This is a genomic window from Streptomyces sp. NPDC101151 (assembly GCF_044768335.1).
Taxonomy (GTDB): Bacteria; Actinomycetota; Actinomycetes; order Streptomycetales; family Streptomycetaceae; genus Streptomyces.
Map to the genome: position 1 here is coordinate 1 of NZ_JBIWPP010000027.1, position 19,852 is coordinate 19,852.

17 protein-coding genes, 1 pseudogene and 6 riboswitches are annotated in these 19,852 nt (G+C 70.2%); of the genes and pseudogenes, 16 read left to right on the top strand and 2 right to left on the bottom strand.

The genetic code is table 11. The features are described 5' to 3' along the window. From ACIRU3_RS34635 to ACIRU3_RS34645, 3 genes and pseudogenes are all read left to right on the top strand, one after another. Positions 1-144: Fe-Mn family superoxide dismutase (locus ACIRU3_RS34635; protein ID WP_404065262.1), on the top strand; the 144-nt coding region annotated here is incomplete at its 5' end. Positions 145-384: 240 nt separating this feature from the next. Then, positions 385-509, top strand: a riboswitch (cobalamin riboswitch). A gap of 106 nt (positions 510-615) precedes the next feature. Beyond that, positions 616-959: pseudogene (locus tag ACIRU3_RS34640) on the top strand ((2Fe-2S) ferredoxin domain-containing protein). Between the two features lie 150 nt (positions 960-1,109). Further along, a riboswitch (cobalamin riboswitch) is annotated at positions 1,110-1,182 on the top strand. A 184-nt stretch (positions 1,183-1,366) separates the two neighbouring features. Further along, positions 1,367-1,855, top strand: a complete 489-nt coding sequence (locus ACIRU3_RS34645; RefSeq protein ID WP_404065022.1) for a DUF4430 domain-containing protein — start codon at positions 1,367-1,369, stop codon at positions 1,853-1,855. A 13-nt stretch (positions 1,856-1,868) separates the two neighbouring features. Here the strand turns inward: ACIRU3_RS34645 and ACIRU3_RS34650 are convergent, their stop codons facing one another. Further along, entirely contained in the window at positions 1,869-2,798 is a 930-nt protein-coding gene (locus ACIRU3_RS34650) for a cobalamin-binding protein (RefSeq protein WP_404065024.1), read from the bottom strand. Positions 2,799-2,848: 50 nt separating this feature from the next. Then, on the bottom strand, positions 2,849-4,261 hold the full coding sequence (locus ACIRU3_RS34655) for a prenyltransferase/squalene oxidase repeat-containing protein (protein ID WP_404065026.1): 1,413 nt from the start codon (positions 4,259-4,261) through the stop codon (positions 2,849-2,851). 124 nt (positions 4,262-4,385) lie between these two features. Beyond that, positions 4,386-4,460, bottom strand: a riboswitch (cobalamin riboswitch). Positions 4,461-4,544: 84 nt separating this feature from the next. Continuing rightward, positions 4,545-4,678, top strand: a riboswitch (cobalamin riboswitch). A 181-nt stretch (positions 4,679-4,859) separates the two neighbouring features. Between ACIRU3_RS34655 and ACIRU3_RS34660 the strand changes: the two genes are divergently transcribed. The 13 genes from ACIRU3_RS34660 to ACIRU3_RS34720 all read left to right on the top strand — a co-directional run bounded on the left by ACIRU3_RS34660 (position 4,860) and on the right by ACIRU3_RS34720 (position 19,737). Then, positions 4,860-7,553: a prenyltransferase/squalene oxidase repeat-containing protein gene (locus tag ACIRU3_RS34660; protein WP_404065265.1), complete on the top strand. Its 2,694-nt coding sequence runs from the start codon at positions 4,860-4,862 to the stop codon at positions 7,551-7,553. After that, positions 7,550-8,464, top strand: a complete 915-nt coding sequence (locus ACIRU3_RS34665; RefSeq protein WP_404065029.1) for a hypothetical protein — start codon at positions 7,550-7,552, stop codon at positions 8,462-8,464. Before ACIRU3_RS34660 ends, ACIRU3_RS34665 begins: the two co-directional genes overlap by 4 nt. Beyond that, on the top strand, positions 8,461-9,630 hold the full coding sequence (locus tag ACIRU3_RS34670) for an energy-coupling factor transporter transmembrane component T (RefSeq protein WP_404065032.1): 1,170 nt from the start codon (positions 8,461-8,463) through the stop codon (positions 9,628-9,630). Before ACIRU3_RS34665 ends, ACIRU3_RS34670 begins: the two co-directional genes overlap by 4 nt. After that, positions 9,627-11,282 (top strand): ABC transporter ATP-binding protein, encoded by a 1,656-nt coding sequence (locus ACIRU3_RS34675; protein WP_404065035.1) that lies wholly within the window; start codon positions 9,627-9,629, stop codon positions 11,280-11,282. Before ACIRU3_RS34670 ends, ACIRU3_RS34675 begins: the two co-directional genes overlap by 4 nt. Continuing rightward, complete coding sequence (locus ACIRU3_RS34680) at positions 11,279-12,103, top strand: ECF transporter S component (RefSeq protein WP_404065038.1); 825 nt, start codon at positions 11,279-11,281, stop codon at positions 12,101-12,103. Before ACIRU3_RS34675 ends, ACIRU3_RS34680 begins: the two co-directional genes overlap by 4 nt. A 50-nt stretch (positions 12,104-12,153) precedes the next feature. Further along, positions 12,154-12,339: riboswitch (cobalamin riboswitch) on the top strand. A 226-nt stretch (positions 12,340-12,565) separates the two neighbouring features. Next, the gene (locus ACIRU3_RS34685; protein ID WP_404065041.1) at positions 12,566-14,089 is read left to right on the top strand and encodes a CoA-acylating methylmalonate-semialdehyde dehydrogenase; all 1,524 of its coding nucleotides are present in this window, start codon (positions 12,566-12,568) and stop codon (positions 14,087-14,089) included. A gap of 7 nt (positions 14,090-14,096) precedes the next feature. After that, on the top strand, positions 14,097-15,245 hold the full coding sequence (locus ACIRU3_RS34690; protein ID WP_404065044.1) for an acyl-CoA dehydrogenase family protein: 1,149 nt from the start codon (positions 14,097-14,099) through the stop codon (positions 15,243-15,245). Then, positions 15,242-16,315, top strand: coding sequence for an enoyl-CoA hydratase/isomerase family protein (locus ACIRU3_RS34695; RefSeq protein ID WP_404065046.1), 1,074 nt, complete (start codon positions 15,242-15,244; stop codon positions 16,313-16,315). Before ACIRU3_RS34690 ends, ACIRU3_RS34695 begins: the two co-directional genes overlap by 4 nt. After that, positions 16,312-17,208 carry a 3-hydroxyisobutyrate dehydrogenase gene (mmsB, locus tag ACIRU3_RS34700; RefSeq protein WP_404065049.1) on the top strand — a complete coding sequence of 299 codons (897 nt, stop codon included), beginning with the start codon at positions 16,312-16,314 and terminating at the stop codon, positions 17,206-17,208. The genes ACIRU3_RS34695 and mmsB overlap by 4 nt, the downstream gene beginning before the upstream one ends. After that, positions 17,205-17,996 carry an enoyl-CoA hydratase gene (locus tag ACIRU3_RS34705; protein WP_404065052.1) on the top strand — a complete coding sequence of 264 codons (792 nt, stop codon included), beginning with the start codon at positions 17,205-17,207 and terminating at the stop codon, positions 17,994-17,996. The genes mmsB and ACIRU3_RS34705 overlap by 4 nt, the downstream gene beginning before the upstream one ends. 71 nt (positions 17,997-18,067) lie before the next feature. Continuing rightward, positions 18,068-18,211, top strand: a riboswitch (cobalamin riboswitch). A gap of 36 nt (positions 18,212-18,247) precedes the next feature. Beyond that, positions 18,248-18,469 carry a CbtB-domain containing protein gene (locus tag ACIRU3_RS34710; RefSeq protein ID WP_031170427.1) on the top strand — a complete coding sequence of 74 codons (222 nt, stop codon included), beginning with the start codon at positions 18,248-18,250 and terminating at the stop codon, positions 18,467-18,469. 22 nt (positions 18,470-18,491) lie between these two features. Further along, positions 18,492-19,244, top strand: a complete 753-nt coding sequence (locus ACIRU3_RS34715; RefSeq protein WP_404065055.1) for a CbtA family protein — start codon at positions 18,492-18,494, stop codon at positions 19,242-19,244. A 145-nt stretch (positions 19,245-19,389) separates the two neighbouring features. Further along, complete coding sequence (locus tag ACIRU3_RS34720; RefSeq protein WP_404065057.1) at positions 19,390-19,737, top strand: hypothetical protein; 348 nt, start codon at positions 19,390-19,392, stop codon at positions 19,735-19,737. The last annotated feature ends 115 nt before the right edge of the window (positions 19,738-19,852 follow it).

Below are 19,852 nucleotides of genomic sequence, written 5' to 3' on the forward strand. Positions count from 1 at the left end.
TGGGAGCACGCCTTCTACCTCCAGTACAAGAACCAGAAGGTCGACTTCATCGACGCGATGTGGGCCGTCGTCAACTGGCAGGACGTGGCCAGGCGCTACGCCGCCGCCAAGGAGCGCGGCGACAGCCTGCTCCTGCGCCCCTGACCACGCAGTCACCCCGATGTCCTGCTCGTGATCGTCTTCTCACCCTTCACTGGCAGGCAGCACACCGGAGGGCTCCCGCAAGCGAACTGCTTGCGGGAGCCCTCTGCGCGTGCCGGTGCTTCGTGGCCCCGGATGCCCCTGCGCCGTAGGCTCCAGTCCCGGTCCGCGTGCTGGGGCAGGGCAGGATGACGGGTTCTCACTGATGATGGGATGATGCCGGGAGACAGGGCGACGGCGGTCAGAGGAAGCCGGTGTGAATCCGGCGCGCTCCCGCCACTGTGATCGGTGAGCGAGTTCCGACAGGCCACGGTCCGTGACGGGGTGGGAAGGCCGGGACGAGCGACGACCCGAGAGCCAGGAGACTCACGCGGTCGCCTCCTCTACGGACACTGGGGCGGATCTCCTCGGGGGAGGAGTGATGGGCATGCCCGATAAGCCCGCGGAAGAGACGGCTGTGCGGGGGTCGGCACGGTGCCGTGCCGTGTCGTCGTGCGCCGGGACTGCTGCTGCGGCAGCGTCAAGGTCACCGGCGTCGATCACGCTGCGCAGACCGCACGCCAGCGCGCGACAGTGCCCATGCGCATCTCCGAATGTCCCGACGTGTGCGAGCAGGCCAACGTCATCGTCGTCCAGCCCTCTGCCGTCGGCCGGGCCGCCGGGGGCGGCCGGTCTGGCTCGGGTTGGTCAACGACCCGGCCGCGACCGAGGGCATCGTCGATTCGGTGCGGGCGGGCGGCCCCGGCATCGCTCCCCGACCGGACATCCTCGACCTGTATGCCTTCACATCGCCGCAGCTTTGTGTCGACCAGCCTTGAGAACAGACCGGACGTCATCCGGCATTTCCTGGCGTTCGAAGCTCAAACGGCCCTAGGATCAAGTGGACTTCACGCCACGCGTCGAGCTGTGATCGTGACCGCAACGCGGACGTGAACGGACCGCACAACAACCACATACGCGCGCGACTGGGGGAAGCCGGTGAGAGCCCGGCACTGACCTGCAACCGTGTGCGGCCCGCAAGGGTCGCGAGTCGGGCTACCCGGCGCGTGCGGAGCACCGCTTCCCACTGTCATGGTCTGCAGCGCGAAGCCGAGAGCCTCTTCCGGGCTGCCAGGGTCCGGTGCGCCGAACCGACTACGAAAGACGGTGCGGCGGTCACCACCCGGCCAACGGTCCGCTCGCTCGGCGACGAGTCGTGGGCCGTCCGGACCAGAAAGGCCCAGCCTTGCTCCGCACATCCGTACACCGCACCCTGATCACAGCGACCGCTCTCGCACTCGCCCTTGCTTCCGCGCCTGCGGTGGCCCACGCCCAGAGCACGCCGGACACGAACGCTCCGGTCAAGGTCACCCTGACCGTCCAGGGGCCGGACGGGCTCCTTTTCAAGGGCAAGATCCGAACCCGTGGACACGAGGTCACCACGGCAACGGGCGGCACCCACAGATGCGACGGCACCAACGGGGGCGCCAACCCCTCGGCCGTGCCGACCCCGACGGCCACACTCGACGACGCTGCCCACAAGCGGCACTTCACCTGGGACGGTACCTGGTACGCGTCCTTCGACGACTACTCCGTCGACACCATCAAGAACGTCAGCGGCGGAGGCTCGGCCTACTGGAACATCTCTGTCAACGGCACGTCCACGCCGGTCGGCGGCTGCCAGTTCAAGCTGAGGGCCGGTGACAAGGTGGCGTTCACCTGGACGGCGTTCTGACCGATCCGGATGGCTAGTGGCCGGGGAGGCCGGGGAACGGGCGTGCTTCTGCGACCGTGACCGGCTCCCCGGCCCGTACGCCGTGCAGAACGTGGGCCAGCACTTCGGCGCCGCGCACCACGCGGGGGCCGGGGCGGTTGAAGTAGGCGGGGCCGTCCAGCACCCAGACCTGCCCGGCCTGTACAGCGGGCAGGTCTTTCCAGCCCGGCAGGCGGGTGAGCAACTCCGCCTCTTGCAGGGTCCGTTCGGGCGGGAAGCCGCACGGCAGGACCAGCACGGTGTCCGGCCAGACCGCGTGGACCGCTTCCCAGGTCATCGGCTTCGTGTGTTCGCCGGGTGTGGCGAGGAGCGGTTCACCGCCGGCTGTGGTGATCTGGTCAGGTACCCAGTGGCCGGCGGGCCACAGCGGGTCGAGCCATTCGATGGCCACGACACGGGGCCTGGTGCGGCCGGTGACCGACCGGCGGACGCCGTCGAGGCGGGCCCGCAGCTCGGCCCGGCGTTGTTCGGCGCGCTCCCGCACACCGAGCAGGTCGCCGACAGTGACGAGGCAGTCCAGTACGTCGTCGAGCGTGCGCGGCTCCAGGCTCAGGACCCGGGTGTCGGCGTCGAGCAGGCGTACGGTCCGGCTGACCCTCTCGTAGGAGACGGCGCACACGTCGCACAGGTCCTGAGTGAGCACGACGTCGGGGCGCAGGCCCGCGAGTGCCTCGGTGTCGAGTGTGTAGAGCGACGAACCGGAGTGCGCTGATCCGCCGACGGCGTCGGAGATCTCCCTGCTGGTGAGGGTGTCCTGGTCGAGGTCCGCGCCGGTGACGACCGGTACGGACGTCACCTCCCGCGGTGGCCAGTCGCACTCGTGCGTGCGACCGACCAACTGCGCGGACAGTCCGAGCTCGGCGACGATGTCGGTGGCGGCGGGGAGCAGGGAGACGATGCGCATGCCGTGACTCTAGGACCCGTCCGGGGACGGGTCCCAGGGCGACACTGGCATTAGGCTCCCCAGCGGACCGCGATCGTGTCGCCGACGTTCACCACCTGCCCGCGGGAAGCGGCGGCGAAGGACGAGCCGTCGATGCTGACCTTCCACGTGTTCGAACCGTTGTTGGCCTTGCCGTTCAGGGACGTGATGGTGCCCGTCCCGGAGGACGGGGTCACCGCGGTGACGCAGCCGGACGGCGTGGCGGCGCTGGTGGCGGCATCGAGGACGGTACCGAGCGTGGTCGTCGAGCCGGTCGGGGTGAGGGCGACGGAACACACCTTCAGGTTGCCCGTGCCGTCGTCCACGGTGAGCGCCAGCTTCGTCGCCGTACCCGAGGTGAGGGAGGACTGGGCCACCCACTGAGGCGCACCCGGAGTCGTGGGAACCGGCGGGGTCGCCGTGAAGCCGCCGCCGGCCACGGCCCGCAGTCCGTCGATCGACGAGTACGCCGTCGGCGACGTGTCGGAGGGCAGGTACTTGAAGCCACCGCCCGGGTTGAACTGCTGAGCGATCAGGAAGTCCACCGGCGTCTTCCCCATCGAGGTGAGGAAGTCACCGGTCTGCGGGTTGATGCCGCACGCGTTCAGGCCGGACACGGCCCAGCCGTTGGAGTCGGTGTTGACTCCGAACATCGCGTTGAAGGCACCGCTGTTCGGCACGAGCTTGCTCTTGAGGAACGCCTTGGCCTGCACGATGTCGGTGTCGCTGTTCGGCACGCCGGACACGCACAGGGCGGCCATCGCGGCGCCGGTCATGTCGATGTCGCTCGTGGCGGCGAGCTGGCTGGGGTTACCTTCGGCCTTGCTGAAGTTCCAGCCGCCGTCGTTGTGCTGGTTGGCACGGATGCGGGTGATGACTGTGTTGCGCAACGCCTGCGGAATGCGGGCCTGCCCGGACTGGGTCTTCGCGCTGTTCAGGGCGAGCGCGGCGAAGACGGTGCCGTTGAAGTTGGCCGACGGGCCGATGTAGCCGGGCTCGGAGGTCTGCCAGTAGCCGTAGATGTCGGCGATCAGGTTGCGGGAGGCGGAGACTCGGGACGGGTCGATACCGGCCGCGTAGGCGTTCAGCGTGGCGCGCTCGTAGTCGGTGACGACGGGCGAGGCGGACGGCCAGCCGGCGGTGGAGAGCAGGTTGCGGTAGACGGTTCTCGCGTTCTTGCTCGTGTCGCCGCCGGGTGTCACGTCCACGGCGGCTGTCCCGGCCGAGGCGAGAGCGCTGAACGCCCACTCGTTGGACAGTCCGGAGCCCGCGTACGAACCGTCTGCCGCCTGGAGCGACCTGAGGTAGGTGACGCCGTTCGTCTTCGACGTGGCGATCTGGGCCGGTGTGGAGGTCGCCGCCGCGGGCAGCGTGGTGAGCGCGAAGACCCCGATTGCGGCGGTCGCGGTGAGGACGGCACGACGGTAGGACAGCGAACGGGACATGGCCTGCTCCTTGGATGAAGGACGCCGGCCGAACCCGATGCTGGGCCTCTGACGTCCCGTGGAGCAGCGGGTCTGGCCGCCGTCCGGAACGCGTGGATCGGCTTCCAAAGGTGCTTCGCCGCTTGGGCATTCGGGCTCGGGCCGGCCCCTGCCGTCCCATACCGCTGCGCGTCAGCCCCGGACTCCCACCGGGTTCCCCCACTCGGCAGTCCGGGACGGTACCTGACGCGTACCCGAGCCGCCAGCAGTCGCCCCGACCGGCCTGTGGCCCACCCTTGACGGTCTCTATGAACCGTGTTCAAATCCCGCTGATACGCAATAAGTTCCAGGGGAAGCCGGTCGAAGCCCGGCGCTGACCCGCAACCGTAGGCCCGGCACCGTCGGGCGAGCCGGACTGCCTGGAGCGTGTTCATCAGCAACAGACGCCGTCGTGGACTACGGCGTGGTGCGACCAGCTTCCGGCTGCGGGGAACTCTCCGTCCGACGGGGGCCCTCTGCCACGTCTGCGCCCGCGTCGGGCAGGCGCGAGGGGGCCGTGGTGCGAACGGGGAAGCGAAGAAACGGGAGAACAGCAGGCGCACGAGGCGTGACTTCGCTCATGTCCGCCCTGTTCATCCTGCTGGCGGCCTGCGTGACGTTCCTCACGACGACGCCCGCCTCGGCCGACGGTGTCGGTGACTGCACCGCGACCAAGGGCGCCGTCGTCGCCGTCGACTTCGGGCCGTTCGGCGGCAAGATCGAACGCGGCTGCGACCCCACGCCCACCACCGGCTACGAGCTGCTGCACGACGCCGGATTCAGCACCACCGGTACCCAGCACGACGGCCCCGCCTTCATCTGCCGCATCGGCTACCGCTCCTTCAACTCCGGTACGCAGTACCCGACTCCGGACAAGGAGTCCTGCGTGCTGACCCCGCAGGCCACGGCGTACTGGTCCTACTGGATCGCCTCGCCCGGCCAGGACGAGTGGACCTACAGCCAGTACGGCGCCATGGACCGCAAGCTCAAGGACGGCGACGTCGACGCCTGGGTCTACGGCGGCACGGACGTCGGCGGCACCACGGGCAAGCCCACCTTCGGTCCCGACGACGTACGCGCCGGCGGCACCCACACTCCGGACCCGGGGGACACGCCCACCGGCGCCCCGGGCAAGGTCGACGTGAAGGCTGCCGCTGCCTGGCTCAAGGGCCGCATGACCGATGGTGACCGCATCGTCGACGATGGCGCCACCACCCCGAACTACTCGCTGACCGTCGATACCGCCTACGCGCTCGCCGCGGTGGACGGGAAGAGCGCCGCGCTCGACAAGGTCACCGGCTTTCTCGCCGCCCACGTCGCTGAATTCGCCTTCCCGAACGGCGCCGACCAGGTTCCCGACGCCACTGCCGTCGCTCGGCTGGCTCTTCTCGCCAAGGTCACCGAACGCGATCCGCGGGCCCTCGGCGGGCATGACCTCGTCGACGTCCTCAAGAAGAACGTGTGTGCGGCGGGCCCCGAGTCCGGCGACGCGGCCCCGGGTTGCACCGCCAAGGGTGACTTCCGGTCCTCGTCCTACACCGAGGGCCAGGCTCTGTCGGTCCTGGCCCTGCTGCGTGCCGGAGTGACGCCCCCGACGGCCACGGTGGACCGCCTCACGCAGCTGCAGTGCAAGGACGGCGGCGTCACCAGCATCCTCATCCGCCCGGGCGAGTACTGCGACGGTGACCCTGCCACGACCGGACTTGTCGCCCTGGTGCTGCACAAGGCCGGCGGCCACACGGACGCGGTGGCCGCCGCCCGTACCTATCTGGCCAAGGCTCAGCGAAAGGACGGCGCCTTCCCCGGCTACACCGGCTCCACCACCGGCAGCGTCACCGCGACCGCGTATGCCGCCCAGGCCCAGCGCACCCTCGGAGATACCAAGCGTGCGGAGTCGGCTGTCGGATGGCTGTCACGGCAGCAGCTCAAGGGCGGTGGCTTCGGCTTCGAGGAGAGCGCCACGGACCCTGCCGTCTACCCGACACCGGCGGCCGTCCTCGCCGGCGTCGGCACCGACCTGGTCACCCTCACCACCAAGAAGCCGGAACCCCCGACCGGGCCGACCGGCACCCCGACAGCCCCCGCTCCGGGAGCGGGTCCTGATCTGAAGAAGGGCGTCGCCTACCTCACCAAGGCGGCCAACCTGAAGCAGGGCCAGTACTACACAGCCGCTGCGGGCTCGGCTCGCGCCGACTTCGGCCTCACCATCGACGGTGCCTACGCACTCGCCGCCACCGGCTTGAACACCGCCAAGCTGCGCGGGATCGTCGACTTCCTCGACCACCGCGGCAAGGACGGCGAGGGTCGTACCGTCAACGACTGGACCGGCATCGGTACGCCTTACGCGGCGGGTGGCTCTCTCGGCAAGACCGCGCTTCTCGCGGAGGCTGTCGGCCGCGACCCGCACCGCTTCGGCGGGCACGACCTCATCGCCGCGCTGGCGAAGGCTGTGTGCACCAAGCCGAGCACCGCTCCCGACCGCTCCTGCGCGGCCAAGGGCGCCTACACCTATGCGCCCTCGGTCTTCGCCCACTCCCTGGCGGTGATGGCCCAGCTGCGGGCCGGCGAGAAGGTGGCGGCCGCGCAGCCGATCGCTTACCTGGAGAGCCTTCAGCAGCCCAGCGGGGCGTGGCCGAGCCTGATCCCGTCCACCCGCGACTCCGACGTGGACTCCACCGCCATCGCCGCCATGACCCTCGATCTGGCGGGCGGTGCCAAGGCGGACAAGGCCGTGGACAAGGCGCTGGCCTGGATCGCGTCCAAGCAACTGGCCGACGGCGGCTTCCCCGGCGCCGCGGGCGACTCGGTGAACTCCGCCGCCCTCGCTGTGCAGGGGCTGTCCCTGGACGCCGGAAAGTACTCGGCGAAGATTGCCAAGGCGCGCAAGTTCCTCGCCTCCCAGCAGAACACCGACGGCGGCTTCAACGTCGCCAAGGGTGGTCAGCGCGGCTCCGACCTGCGCGCCTCCACCCAGGCCGTCGGCGGGGCCACCGGCATCTCCTTCGGCAAGCTGAAGCGCAGCCTGACCGGCACGTCGCCGCAGCCCACACCGAGCCCCAGCGGCAGCGCTCCGGACATCGTCACCACTGGTGGTGACTCGGGTGGCGGCGGCGTCGGGACCTCCGGGACCGGCGGTGACGGTGGCGGCGGTGTTCTCGCCTCCACCGGTGCACAGGTCGGTGCCCTCACCGCGATCGCAGTCCTGATGGTGCTCGCCGGCTGGCGCACTGTGATCGTCGCCCGTCGTCGTACGGACACCGGGAGCGGACGATGACGGCCGCGCGCGTCCTGCGGGTGCTGGCCGCGCTTGGCCTGACGACCGCGGCGGTCGCCGCGACCGGTACCCCTGCCGCCGCGGACCCGCAGCCCATGGGCCGCTGCACCACCACCTCCGGCGCGGTTCTCGCGGTCGACTTCAGCCACTGGGGCGGCCCGATCATGCGCTCCTGCGGTACGACCCCGACCACCGGCTACGAGTTGCTCAACCAGGGCGGCTGGAGCACCACAGGGACCGGACACGACGGTCCGGCGTTCATCTGCCGCATCGGCTACAGCGGTTACAAGAGCGGCAAGCAGTACCCCACCCCCGCGCAGGACGACTGCGTGCTCACACCGCCCGCCTCCGCCTACTGGTCGTATTGGCATGCCGACCCGGGTGCCAGGAACTGGACGTACAGCCAGCTGGGCGCGATGCTCTACAAGCCCAAGCCCGGCAGCGTCGATCTGTGGATCTTCGGCGGCACGAACGTCGAGGGCACCGAGGGCCGGCCGAAGGTCACCCCCGACCAGCTGCGCGCCCACAACACCAGGCCCCAGGGCGAGGCTGGCAAGCCCGCGTCCACGCACAAGGCGCCTCCACTGCCGCCCGACGTGAACACCGGCCCAGCCCCCGAGCAGCGGACCACCGGGCCGTCCGGATCGGCATCGCCGGAGTCGAAGAAGCCGAAGAAGCCGAAGCCCAGCAAGACCGCCGGCTCGACGCCGTCGCCGACGCCCAGCGCCACCGTCAGCACCAGTGCCGCGGCGGCGCCGAGTACCGGCACCAGGGTGGTCGACGCCGAACCGGCCGCCGATGCCCACCACGACTCCGGCTCCATCGTCCCCGTCGCCACCGGCGCCGGACTCGTCGTACTGATCGGCGGCGCCGCGGCCTTCGTGGCACGCCGACGCCGTCGTGCCGAGTGATCGCTGTGGCCCGTACGACCGTCGAGGCAGCCTCGGCCGCCCCGTTCGGTCCCGCGCCGGACCGGGGTGGCCGACGCCTGCCGCGCACCCTGCACCCTGTGGCCTGGTGGGTATGGGCCCTTTCTCTCGCCACCGCTGTCAGCCGCACCAACAACCCGCTGCTGCTGTTCCTGGTGCTCGCGGTCCTCGGCTATGTCGTCACGGCGCGGCGCACTGAGGCGCCGTGGGCGCGGGGCTTCAAGTACTACCTCTACCTGGCGCTGACGGTCGTGACGATCCGCGTCGTCTTCCGAGCGGTATTCGCGACGGGCATCACCCCGCACGACCACTTCCTCTTCTCCCTCCCGCACATCCCCACCCCCGACTGGTACGCGGGCATCAAGATCGGCGGGCCGGTGTCGCTGGAGGCGCTGCTGTCGGCGGCCACCGACGGACTGCGGCTGGCCTGCATGCTGTGCTGTATCGGGGCCGCCAACACCCTCGCCAATCCCAAGCGCGCGCTGCGGGTGCTGCCCGGCGCCCTGTACGAACTCGGCGTCGCGGTCACCGTCGCGATCAGTGTGGCGCCGCAGCTCGTGCAGAGCGTCCAACGCGTCGCCCGGGCGAAGAAGTTGCGGGCCGGCCGTACCAAGGGGATGAAGGCGCTGCGCGGCATCGTGATCCCCGTCCTGGAGGACGCCCTCGAACGCTCCCTGCGGCTGGCCGCGGCCATGGACTCACGCGGATACGGCCGTGCGGGCACCGCCACTCGCCGCTCCCGCCGCATCACGGGGGCGCTGATGCTGCTCGGCATGTGTGGCCTGTGCGCAGGGGCGTACGGGCTCCTCGACGCCACTGCCCCCGCATTCCTCGGGCTGCCGGCGATGTCCGCCGGAGCCGTCCTCTGCGTCGCGGGCCTGCGACTCGGCGGCCGACGCGTCACCCGTACCACCTACCGCCCGGATCCGTGGCGCCTGCCCGAGTGGGCCGTCGCGGGCAGCGGGGTGGTCTCCGCCGTGCTGCTCTTCAGCAACCTCGGCTACGACCCGGCCCAGCTGAACCCGACCTTCTACCCGCTGACCTGGCCCGGTCTGCCGCTTGTGCCGACTGCCGCGATCCTCCTGGCCGGCACGGCCGGTTTCCTCGCGCCTCCGCCCAGTTCCGCCCAGAGAGCCGAAGCCCCGTGATCACCTTCGACCAGGTCACCGTCCAGTACGAGGACGCGACCGAGCCCGCCCTGCGCGATGTCGACCTCACGGTGGAGGAGGGCGAACTCTGCCTCGTGGTCGGACACACGGGCGTCGGCAAGTCCACGCTCCTCGGCGCCGTCAACGGGCTGGTCCCGCACTTCACCGGCGGCACCCTGTACGGCCGCGTCACCGTCGACGGCCGCGACACCGCCGACCACCCGCCCCGCGAACTCGCCGACGTCGTCGGAGTGGTCGGCCAGGACCCGATCGACGGCTTCGTCACCGACACCGTCGAGGAGGAACTGGCCTATGCCATGGAACAGTTGGCGATACCACCCGGCACCATGCGCAAGCGTGTCGAGGAAACCCTCGATCTACTCGGTCTCGCCGACCTGCGCCACCGCGCCCTGCACGAACTCTCCGGCGGTCAGCAGCAGCGCGTCGCCATCGGCTCGGTGCTGACCGCCCACCCTCGCGTCCTGGTCCTGGACGAACCCACCTCCGCGCTCGACCCGACGGCCGCTGAGGAGGTCTTGGCCGCCGTCACCCGGCTCGTCCACGACCTCGGCGTCACCGTCCTGATGGCCGAGCACCGCCTCGAACGCGTCGTCCAGTACGCGGACCGCATCATCCACCTCCCCGGCGACGGCCACGCCCGCGTCGGGGCGCCCGCCGAGATCCTCCGCACGTCCGCGATCGCACCCCCCATAGTGGAGCTGGGTCGAGCCGCCGACTGGTCGCCGCTGCCCCTGTCCATCCGCGACGCCCGCCGGGCCGCCGCACCCCTCCGGTCCCGGCTCGCCGACAGCGCACCCGCCCCTGTCCGGCCGTCGGTCCCGGACGGCGAACGGACACGGCTGCTGGCCGCGCGCGGCATCACCGTCACCTACCGGGGCGTTGCCGCCGTCCGTGAAGTGGACCTCGACCTGCACGCGGGCGAGGTCACCGCGCTGATGGGCCGCAACGGCTCCGGCAAGTCGTCGCTCCTGTGGGCCCTGCAGGGCTCCGGGCCGCGCCGGGCGGGAAGCGTACGAGTGGCAGGTGAGAACAGCGACGGGAAGGACCCGCGGGCCGCGTCGGCCGCCGAGGCCCGCCGGCTCGTCGGACTCGTCCCGCAGACTCCGAGCGACCTGCTCTACCTGGAGAGCGTCAAGCAGGAACTCGACCAGGCGGACGCCGAGTCGGGCACGGACGTGAAAGCGCGCGCCCTCCTGGACCGGCTCGCGCCCGGCATCGACGACGCCACCCATCCGCGCGACCTGTCGGAAGGCCAGAAGCTCGCGCTCGTCCTCGCCATCCAACTCTCCGCCGCGCCCCAGGTCGTCCTCCTGGACGAACCGACCCGCGGTCTGGACTACCAGGCCAAGACAGCACTGATCGGCATCGTGGACGCCCTCGCGGCGGAGGGCCGGGCAGTTGTCATCTCCACCCACGATGTCGAATTCGCCGCGCTCGCCGCCGACCGCGTAGTCGTCATGGCCGAGGGTGATGCCGTCGCCGACGGCCCGACCACGGAAGTCATCGTCTCCTCACCGACCTTCGCCCCTCAAACGGCGAAGATCCTCTCTCCGCTACCTTTCTTGACGGTCGATCAAGTCACGCGGGCTCTGGCCGCCGACGGGCAAGGGCAAAGGGGGACACGCCCATGAGCACGCCTAGCGGCACCGCAATCCGGTTGACCCCACGCGTCGGCGTCGTCATGACGATGGCCGCCTTCCTCGGGCTCGTCGCCTTCTTCTGGCCGTTCGTGGTCGCGCCGGGCAAGTTCGGATCCAACTACGCACCACCGCTCATCTTCGGCGTCCTGCTGGTCCTCGTCCTGTGCGTGGTGCTGTCGGAGATCGCCGAGGGCGGCATCGACTCCAAGGCGCTCGCCATGCTTGGCGTCCTTTCCGCCGTCAACGCCGCGCTGCGCCCCCTGGGCGCCGGAACCGCCGGCATCGAGACGGTCTTCTTCGTCCTGGTCCTGGCCGGACGGGTCTACGGCCCCGGCTTCGGCTTCGTGCTCGGCTGCACGTCACTGTTCGCCTCCGCGCTCATCACCGGCGGGGTCGGGCCGTGGATGCCCTACCAGATGTTCGGCTGCGCGTTCGTCGGCATGCTCGCGGGTTTCCTGCCCCACGCCACCGGCCGGCGCGAGGTCGTACTGCTCGCCGTCTATGGGTCGCTCTCCGGCTACCTCTTCGGCTTCCTCCTCAACCTCTCCTTCTGGCCGTTCTCCCTGGACCCGAACAGCTCGATCGCCTACCTCCCGGGCCTGCCCTTCACCGAGCAGTGGCACCGCTACGTCGCCTTCGACCTGGCCACCTCACTGGGCTGGGACACCGGGCGGGCGGTCACGAACTTCGTGTGCGTGCTGCTGGCCGGCCCCGCCGTGCTGACCACCTTCCGACGCGCCGCGCGCAAGGCCCGCTTCCGGGCGACCGTGCGCTTCGCGGCCCCTCGGACGGCCGAATCCGACCCACGCTGACCTGGAACTCCATCAGAACGCATCCTGCGGGGGTGGATTTACTAGGACGTCCAACTATATATTCGAGGGGTAGGCCCGCGGTGCAGGGAAGCCGGTGTGATTCCGGCACGGTCCCGCCACTGTGACCGGGGAGTACGCCGTCGAGCAGGACGCCACTGACGAGCTGGATGTCGGGAAGGCGGACGGCGCGCGCTGATCCGGGAGTCAGGATACCGGCCGTGGGATGTTCCGTGTTGTCCACGAGGATGGAGCTGACACGCATGGCACCCGTGCGCATTCACGATCCCGGCGGACTCTTCCGTCGTCGTCACTCACGCCGCATTCCCGTCGTCACCGCCTGACGGATCCCACGCCATACGCGTTCTCACGCTGCCCCCGCACGCCCGTGTACGCCACCGCGTCCACGCGTGCCGGTTCGGCGTGCCATCCCGGATCACCCTCACCTGACGAGAGCAGGAATCCATGATCCGTCCGAACGAACCCACCGACGTACGTGAGTTGACCCACTTCGTCGGCGGCAAACACACCCCGGGAACATCGGGGTCCTACGGCGAGGTGTACGACCCCAACACCGGTGGGATCCAGGCCCATGTGCCGCTCGCGAACCGGGCCGAGACCGAAGCGGCGATCGATGTCGCCGTCGAGGCCCAGCACGAGTGGGGGCAGTGGAACCCGCAGCGCCGCGCCCGGGTCCTGCTGCGCTTCCTCCACCTCATCGAGCAGGAGAAGGACGCGCTGGCCCGCCTGCTGTCCTCCGAGCACGGCAAGACCATCGCCGACGCCCACGGTGACATCCAACGCGGCCTGGAAGTAGTGGAGTTCGCCGCCGGTATCCCGCACCTCCTCAAGGGCGAGTTCACCGACAACGCGGGCACCGGGATTGACGTCCACTCCCTGCGCGTACCCCTCGGCGTCGTCGCCGGGATCACACCGTTCAACTTCCCCGCGATGATCCCCCTCTGGAAGGCCGCCCCCGCCCTGGCCTGCGGCAACTCCTTCATCCTCAAGCCCTCCGAGCGCGACCCCTCCGTCCCGCTGCGACTCGCCGAACTCTTCCTGGAAGCGGGCCTCCCGGCCGGCGTCCTCAACGTCGTCAACGGCGCCAGGGAAGCGGTCGACACCCTGCTCGAAGACCCTCGCGTAGCCGCCCTCGGCTTCGTCGGTTCCACGCCGGTCGCCGCACACATCTATGCCACCGCGGCCGCGCACGGCAAGCGTGCCCAGTGCTTCGGCGGCGCCAAGAACCACATGATCGTGATGCCGGACGCCGACCTGGACCAGGCCGTCGACGCACTGATCGGCGCGGGCTACGGTTCCGCCGGCGAGCGCTGCATGGCGATCTCGGTGGCCGTTCCGGTCGGCGAGGACACCGCCGACGCGCTGGTCGCCCGGCTGACGGAGCGCATCGGCACCCTGCGCATCGGCCGCAGCGACGACCCCGAGGCCGAGTTCGGCCCGCTGGTCGGCCAGGACGCCGTCGACCGGGTCCGCTCCTATGTCGATCTGGGTGTCGAGGAGGGTGCGGAACTCGTTGTGGACGGGAGGGACTTCGTCCTGCCCGGTCATGAGAGTGGCTTCTTCGCCGGGGCCTCGCTGTTCGACCGGGTCACCCCGGCGATGCGCATCTACCAGGAGGAGATCTTCGGCCCCGTGCTGTCGGTGGTGCGTGCCGCCGACTACGAGGAGGCCCTGCGCCTGCCCAGCGAGCACGTCTACGGCAATGGCGTTGCGATCTTCACCCGGGACGGCGACACGGCCCGCGACTTCACCCGGCGCGTGACCACCGGCATGGTCGGCGTCAACGTGCCCATCCCCGTGCCGGTCGCTTATCACACCTTCGGCGGCTGGAAGCGCTCCGGCTTCGGCGACCTGAACCAGCACGGCCCGGACGCGATCCGCTTCTACACCCGCACCAAGACTGTCACCTCCCGCTGGCCTGCCGGTCTGCGCGAGGGCGCGAGCTTCACGATCCCCACGATGGGCTGAGTGCCGTATGACCACCACCCTGCTCACCGAGGACCAGCAGGCCCTCGTCGAGACCACGCTCGACTTCGCCCAGGACCACCTCGCACCCCACGCCCTGGACTGGGACCGGGACAAGTACTTCCCCGTCGACGTCCTGCGCAAGGCCGCGGGGCTCGGACTCGGCGGCGTCTACGTCCGCGAGGAGTCCGGCGGCTCCGGCCTCAGCCGTACCGACGGCGTCCTCGTCTTCGAGACCCTCGCCTCCGGCTGCCCGTCCATCGCCGGCTACCTCTCCATTCACAACATGGTCGCCTGGATGATCGACCGCTACGGCGACGACACCCAGCGCGACCGCTGGCTGCCCCGTCTGTGCGCCATGGACGACCTTGCCAGCTACTGTCTGACCGAACCGGGCGCCGGCTCCGACGCAGCGGCTCTGAGTACCCGGGCCGTCCGCGACGGCGACGACTACGTGCTGACCGGCGTCAAACAGTTCATCTCAGGTGCGGGTGCCGCCCAGTTGTACGTCGTGATGGCGCGCACCGGCGGTGACGGCGCCGGCGGAGTCTCGGCCTTCGTGGTCGACAAGGACGATTCGGGCATAAGCTTCGGCCCGAACGAACGCAAGATGGGCTGGAACGCCCAGCCCACCCGCCAGGTCGTCCTGGACGCGGTCCGGCTGCCGGCCGACCGGCTGCTCGGCCGCGAGGGCGACGGCTTCCGCATCGCGATGAACGGCCTGAACGGCGGCCGCCTCGGCATCGCCGCCTGCTCCCTCGGCGGCGCCCGCAGCGCCCTCGACCGCAGCCTCGCCCACCTCGCCGACCGGGAGGCGTTCGGCCGCCGCCTCCTCGACGCCCAGGCGCTGCGCTTCCGGCTCGCCGACATGGCGACCGAGCTGGCTGCCGCCCGCGCCCTGGTCCAGCAGGCCGCCCGCGCACTCGACGCGGGAGATCCGCAGGCCCCGTACCTGTGCGCGATGGCGAAGCGGTTCGCCACCGACACCGGGTACTCCGTCGCCGACCGTGCACTGCAGCTGCACGGGGGCTACGGATACCTCAGCGAGTACGGCATCGAGAAGATCGTCCGCGACCTGCGGGTACACCAGATCCTGGAAGGAACCAACGAGATCATGCGTGTCATCGTGGCCCGCGGCCTGACGGAGGCGTTCGGATGACCGGCACCGAAGAACCCGTCCTCTTCCACACCGCCGGACGAGCCGCCCACATCACGCTCAACAGGCCCAGGGCCCTCAACGCCCTCAACCACGAGATGGTGCGCCGCATCGATGAGGCGCTCAGGGGCTGGAAACACGACCCGTCCGTGGAAACCGTGGTCATCACCGGGTCGGGCGAGCGCGGCCTGTGCGCGGGCGGTGACATCCGGACCATCCACGACGACGCCCGCGACGGCGACGGCACCGCCTCGGCCGCCTTCTGGCGCGACGAGTACCACCTCAACGCCCGCATCGCCCGTTACCCCAAGCCGTACGTCGCCGTCATGGACGGCATCGTCATGGGCGGCGGCGTCGGCGTCTCCGCACATGGCAGCGTCCGGATCGTCACCGAGCGATCGCGGATCGCCATGCCGGAGACCGGCATCGGCTTCGTCCCCGACGTCGGCGGTACCTACCTGCTGGCACTCACCCCCGGCGAACTGGGCACCCACCTCGCACTGACGGGCGCGCAGATCGGCGCGAGTGACGCCCTGCTCTGCGGTCTCGCAGACCACTACATGCCCTCCGAAGCCCTCGACGCCTTCAGCGACGACCTGGCCGAGATGCCCGTACGAGACGCCCTCGCCCGTCACGTACAGCGGCCGCCGCAGGGTGAGCTGGCTGCCCGGCGGGAGTGGATCGACGCGTGCTACGCCGCCCCGACGGTCGAGGACATCCTGAACCGGCTGCTCGACCACGGCGACCCCGCCGCCAAGGAGGCGGCGCAGATCCTGCTCACCAAGTCGCCGACGGCTCTGAAGGTCACGCTGGCCGCCCTGCTCCGTGCCCGGCACCTGGGCCCCATCGAGCAAGTCCTCGACCAGGAGTATCGGGTGTCCTGCGCGACCCTGAGTACCCCCGACCTGGTGGAGGGGATCCGCGCCCAGGTCATCGACAAGGACCGCAACCCGCACTGGTCGCCGGCCACCCTCGTCGAGGTGACCGACACCGACGTCGAACGCTTCTTCACTCCCCTCGGCGACCGCGAGCTCGGACTCGCCGCGACCGACACCCCGGAGGTGGCCTGGTGAACCGAACCATCGCGTTCATCGGACTCGGACACATGGGCGCGCCCATGGCCGTCAACCTGGTCAAGGCGGGCCACCACGTGCGCGGACACGACCTGGTGTCCGATGCTCTGGATGCTGCTGCTCAGGCGGGTGTCGAGCCCGCCCGAACCGCGGCCGAGACCGTGACGGACGCCGACGTGGTCATCACCATGCTCCCCGCGGGCCGGCACGTCCTCGACCTCTACGACACCGTCCTGTCCGCGGCCCGGCCCGGCACCCTCTTCGTCGACTGCTCCACCATCGACGTCGCCGACGCCCGTACCGCGCACGAACGTGCCGTAGCCGCCGGAATGCGGGCCCTGGACGCACCCGTCTCCGGCGGAGTGGTCGGCGCCGAGGCAGCCACGCTCACCTTCATGGCGGGCGGGGGAGAGACCGAGTTCGCCGAAGCACGTCCCGTGCTGGAGGCCATGGGAAAGAAGGCCGTCCACTGCGGCGGCGCGGGTGCCGGACAGGCCGCGAAGATCTGCAACAACATGATCCTCGGCATCTCCATGATCGCCGTGAGCGAGGCGTTCGTCCTCGGCGAGAGCCTCGGCCTGTCCCACCAGGCTCTCTACGACGTGGCCTCCACGGCATCCGGGCAGTGCTGGGCACTCAGCGTGAACTGCCCCGTTCCCGGCCCCGTGCCGGCCAGCCCCGCCAACCGGGACTACCGCCCGGGATTCGCCGCCTCGCTGATGGCCAAGGACCTCGGGCTCGCGGCCAACGCAGTCAGAGCAGGCGGAGTGCATGCGGAACTCGGCCTGCGCGCGGCCGAGTTGTACGCCGCCTACGCCGAGCGCGCCGGTGCGGCGGAGGACTTCTCCGGCATCGTCCGCACCATCAGGGATCAGAGCGGAGAAGAGGCATGAGCATGGACCCGGCCACCGAGTACGAGACGATCCTCGTCGAACGCAAGGGCCGCACCGCCCTGCTCACCCTCAACCGGCCCAAGGCTCTCAACGCGCTGAACCTCCAGGTCATGAGCGAGGTCGTCGCCGCTACCGAGGCCCTCGACCGGGACCCGGACTGTGGCTGCATCGTGATCACCGGCTCGGCGAAGGCGTTCGCGGCCGGTGCCGACATCAAGGAGATGCAGCCACAGGGCTACCTGGACATGTACCTCGCCGACTGGTTCGCCGCCTGGGACCGGCTCGGACAGCTCCGCACACCGACCGTGGCCGCCGTCGCGGGATACGCCCTCGGCGGCGGCTGCGAGCTCGCCATGCTCTGCGACATCCTGCTCGCCGCCGACACCGCCGTCTTCGGCCAGCCCGAGATCAAACTCGGGGTGATCCCCGGCATCGGCGGCTCCCAGCGCCTGACCCGCGCCGTCGGCAAGGCCAAGGCCATGGAGCTGTGTCTGACCGGGCGCACCATGGACGCGGCGGAAGCCGAGCGCGCCGGGTTGGTCTCCCGTGTGGTGCCTGCCGACGATCTGCTCGGCGAGGCCCTCGCCGTCGCCGAGACCATCGCGGGCATGTCGCTGCCGGTGGCGATGATGGCGAAGGAAGCCGTGGGGCGGGCCTTCGAGACCACGCTCACGGAAGGGGTCCGCTTCGAACGGCGCCTCTTCCACGCAGTGTTCGCCACCACCGACCAGAAGGAGGGCATGGCCGCCTTCGTCGACAAGCGGCCGCCGGAATTCCGTCACCGTTGAGTGTCGCGGCACCGGATCGTCCGCCTGGCCCGAGAGGAAGATCACGCCAGGCGGACGTGGTCTTGGCCGTGCACGCGTCACGCGGTACGGTCTGTCCGATATTGACGACGGCGAGACGGAAGCCGGTGGGAATCCGGCACGGTCGCGCCACTGTATGCGAGACATCCCCTGGGTGTCTGGCAAGTCAGACCCGTGGCCGTCGTCCTGTGCACCACCGAGATGGGACGCGAACTCCCAGAGGAGGTTCTGCCATGGCGCAGACCGTCGCCCAGCCGACAGCCACCACCCCCGTCGTTCCCGCCACGCTGCCGCTGAAGGCGATAGCTCCCTGGGCGGTCTTCTTCGGCATCCTCATGCTCGTCCTGCTGTACTTCGTCGGCGCTGAGCAGGGCGCCACCTCCGTGTTCAACGGCACGGACGTCCACGAGTGGGTTCACGACGCCCGCCACCTGCTCGGCTTCCCCTGCCACTGAACCGACGGGACAGCGCACACTCATGAACTCCGCAACGGTAAGAAACCTCCTCGTCCGGGGCATGCTCGCCGGCCTGGCCGCCGGCGTGCTCGCCCTGGTCGTCGCCTACCTCCTCGGTGAGCCGAGCGTCGACAAGGCGATCGCCTTCGAGGACGCCCACTCCCACGAGCACGAGATGGAAGTCGTCTCCCGCTCCCTGCAGTCCACGGCTGGCCTCGCCACCGGCGTCCTCGTCTACGGGGTCGCCTTCGGCGGCATCGCAGCGCTCGCCTACTGCTTCGCGCTCGGCCGCGTCGGCCGCTTCAGCCCGCGGGCCACCGCACTGCTGCTGTCCGGCTGCGCCCTGATCGCCGTCTACGTCGTGCCGTTCCTGAAGTACCCGGCCAACCCGCCGTCGGTCGGCGACCCCGACACGATCAGCAAGCGAACCACCCTGTACTTCCTGATGATGCTGCTCAGCGTCCTCCTCGCGATCGCTGCCACCATCCTGGGCAAGCGCCTGGCGCCCAGCCTGGGTACCTGGTGGGCGACCGTGGTCGCGGTGGCCGCCTTCGGCGTCGTGATCGGCCTGGCCTACGAGTTCCTGCCCGTCATCAACGAGGTCCCGAAGGACTTCCCGGCCGCCCTGCTGTGGCGGTTCCGGCTGTCCGCACTGGCCATCCAGTCCGTCCTGTGGGGCGGCTTCGGCTTGCTGTTCGGGGAGTTGGCCGAGCGCCAGCTGAACCCCAAGCCCGCGGCAGCACCGTCCGGGCGGACGGTTCCCGCCTCGAACTGATCGGTTTTGGGACACGTGAGGGCCCCTCGGAACCATCCGGGGGCCCTCTCGCGTTCTCCGGGCACCCACGCGATCGGATCACGGACATGACACAGACCGCCGACCGATCCGGCGGGGACCACCAAGCCGAGGAGCGGAGGACAGAGTGGCCAGACATCTCCAGCCGCGCCGCATCACCCTCGCGGGCCGCGAGGCGGTGGCCCTCACCGTCGAGGAGTACGAGCAACTGATCGCCAGCCGACGGCAGATCGGCGGCCAGAGCGCCCGGGTGCGGGTGCTCGCCCACCAGGCGAAGCGGACCGAAAAGCTACTTCAAGAGCTTGAGACGCTGGTCCACGTTCCGGCGGACTGCCAAGAGCCGGAGGGCACGCTGTCGTCACCGTGCCTGACGTCCTGCGCCACGGAAACAGCAACGGAGCGGGGCGAGGGCACCGAGTGTCTGCGCTGCTCGATAGCGGCGCTGCTGCGCCGGCACCGGGACATGGCTTCCTGAGCCACGCCCGTCCGCGCCACCTGCGACTCGGCACGGCGACCGTACGACCGTCCAAGTCCGGCAGATCCCGCGCCTGTGCGCCGTCCAGGCCGAGAGCTGCCGCCGTTTCCCGGCC

Excerpts from the sequence above, each read along its gene's own strand:
- ACIRU3_RS34650 (WP_404065024.1), bottom strand. The coding sequence starts at position 2,798 with ATGCGCATCGTCTCCCTGCTCCCCGCCGCCACCGACATCGTCGCCGAG.
- ACIRU3_RS34655 (WP_404065026.1), bottom strand. The coding sequence starts at position 4,261 with ATGTCCCGTTCGCTGTCCTACCGTCGTGCCGTCCTCACCGCGACCGCC.
- ACIRU3_RS34660 (WP_404065265.1), top strand. The coding sequence starts at position 4,860 with ATGTCCGCCCTGTTCATCCTGCTGGCGGCCTGCGTGACGTTCCTCACG.
- ACIRU3_RS34665 (WP_404065029.1), top strand. The coding sequence starts at position 7,550 with ATGACGGCCGCGCGCGTCCTGCGGGTGCTGGCCGCGCTTGGCCTGACG.
- ACIRU3_RS34680 (WP_404065038.1), top strand. The coding sequence starts at position 11,279 with ATGAGCACGCCTAGCGGCACCGCAATCCGGTTGACCCCACGCGTCGGC.
- ACIRU3_RS34685 (WP_404065041.1), top strand. The coding sequence starts at position 12,566 with ATGATCCGTCCGAACGAACCCACCGACGTACGTGAGTTGACCCACTTC.
- ACIRU3_RS34690 (WP_404065044.1), top strand. The coding sequence starts at position 14,097 with ATGACCACCACCCTGCTCACCGAGGACCAGCAGGCCCTCGTCGAGACC.
- ACIRU3_RS34695 (WP_404065046.1), top strand. The coding sequence starts at position 15,242 with ATGACCGGCACCGAAGAACCCGTCCTCTTCCACACCGCCGGACGAGCC.
- ACIRU3_RS34705 (WP_404065052.1), top strand. The coding sequence starts at position 17,205 with ATGAGCATGGACCCGGCCACCGAGTACGAGACGATCCTCGTCGAACGC.
- ACIRU3_RS34710 (WP_031170427.1), top strand. The coding sequence starts at position 18,248 with ATGGCGCAGACCGTCGCCCAGCCGACAGCCACCACCCCCGTCGTTCCC.
- ACIRU3_RS34715 (WP_404065055.1), top strand. The coding sequence starts at position 18,492 with ATGAACTCCGCAACGGTAAGAAACCTCCTCGTCCGGGGCATGCTCGCC.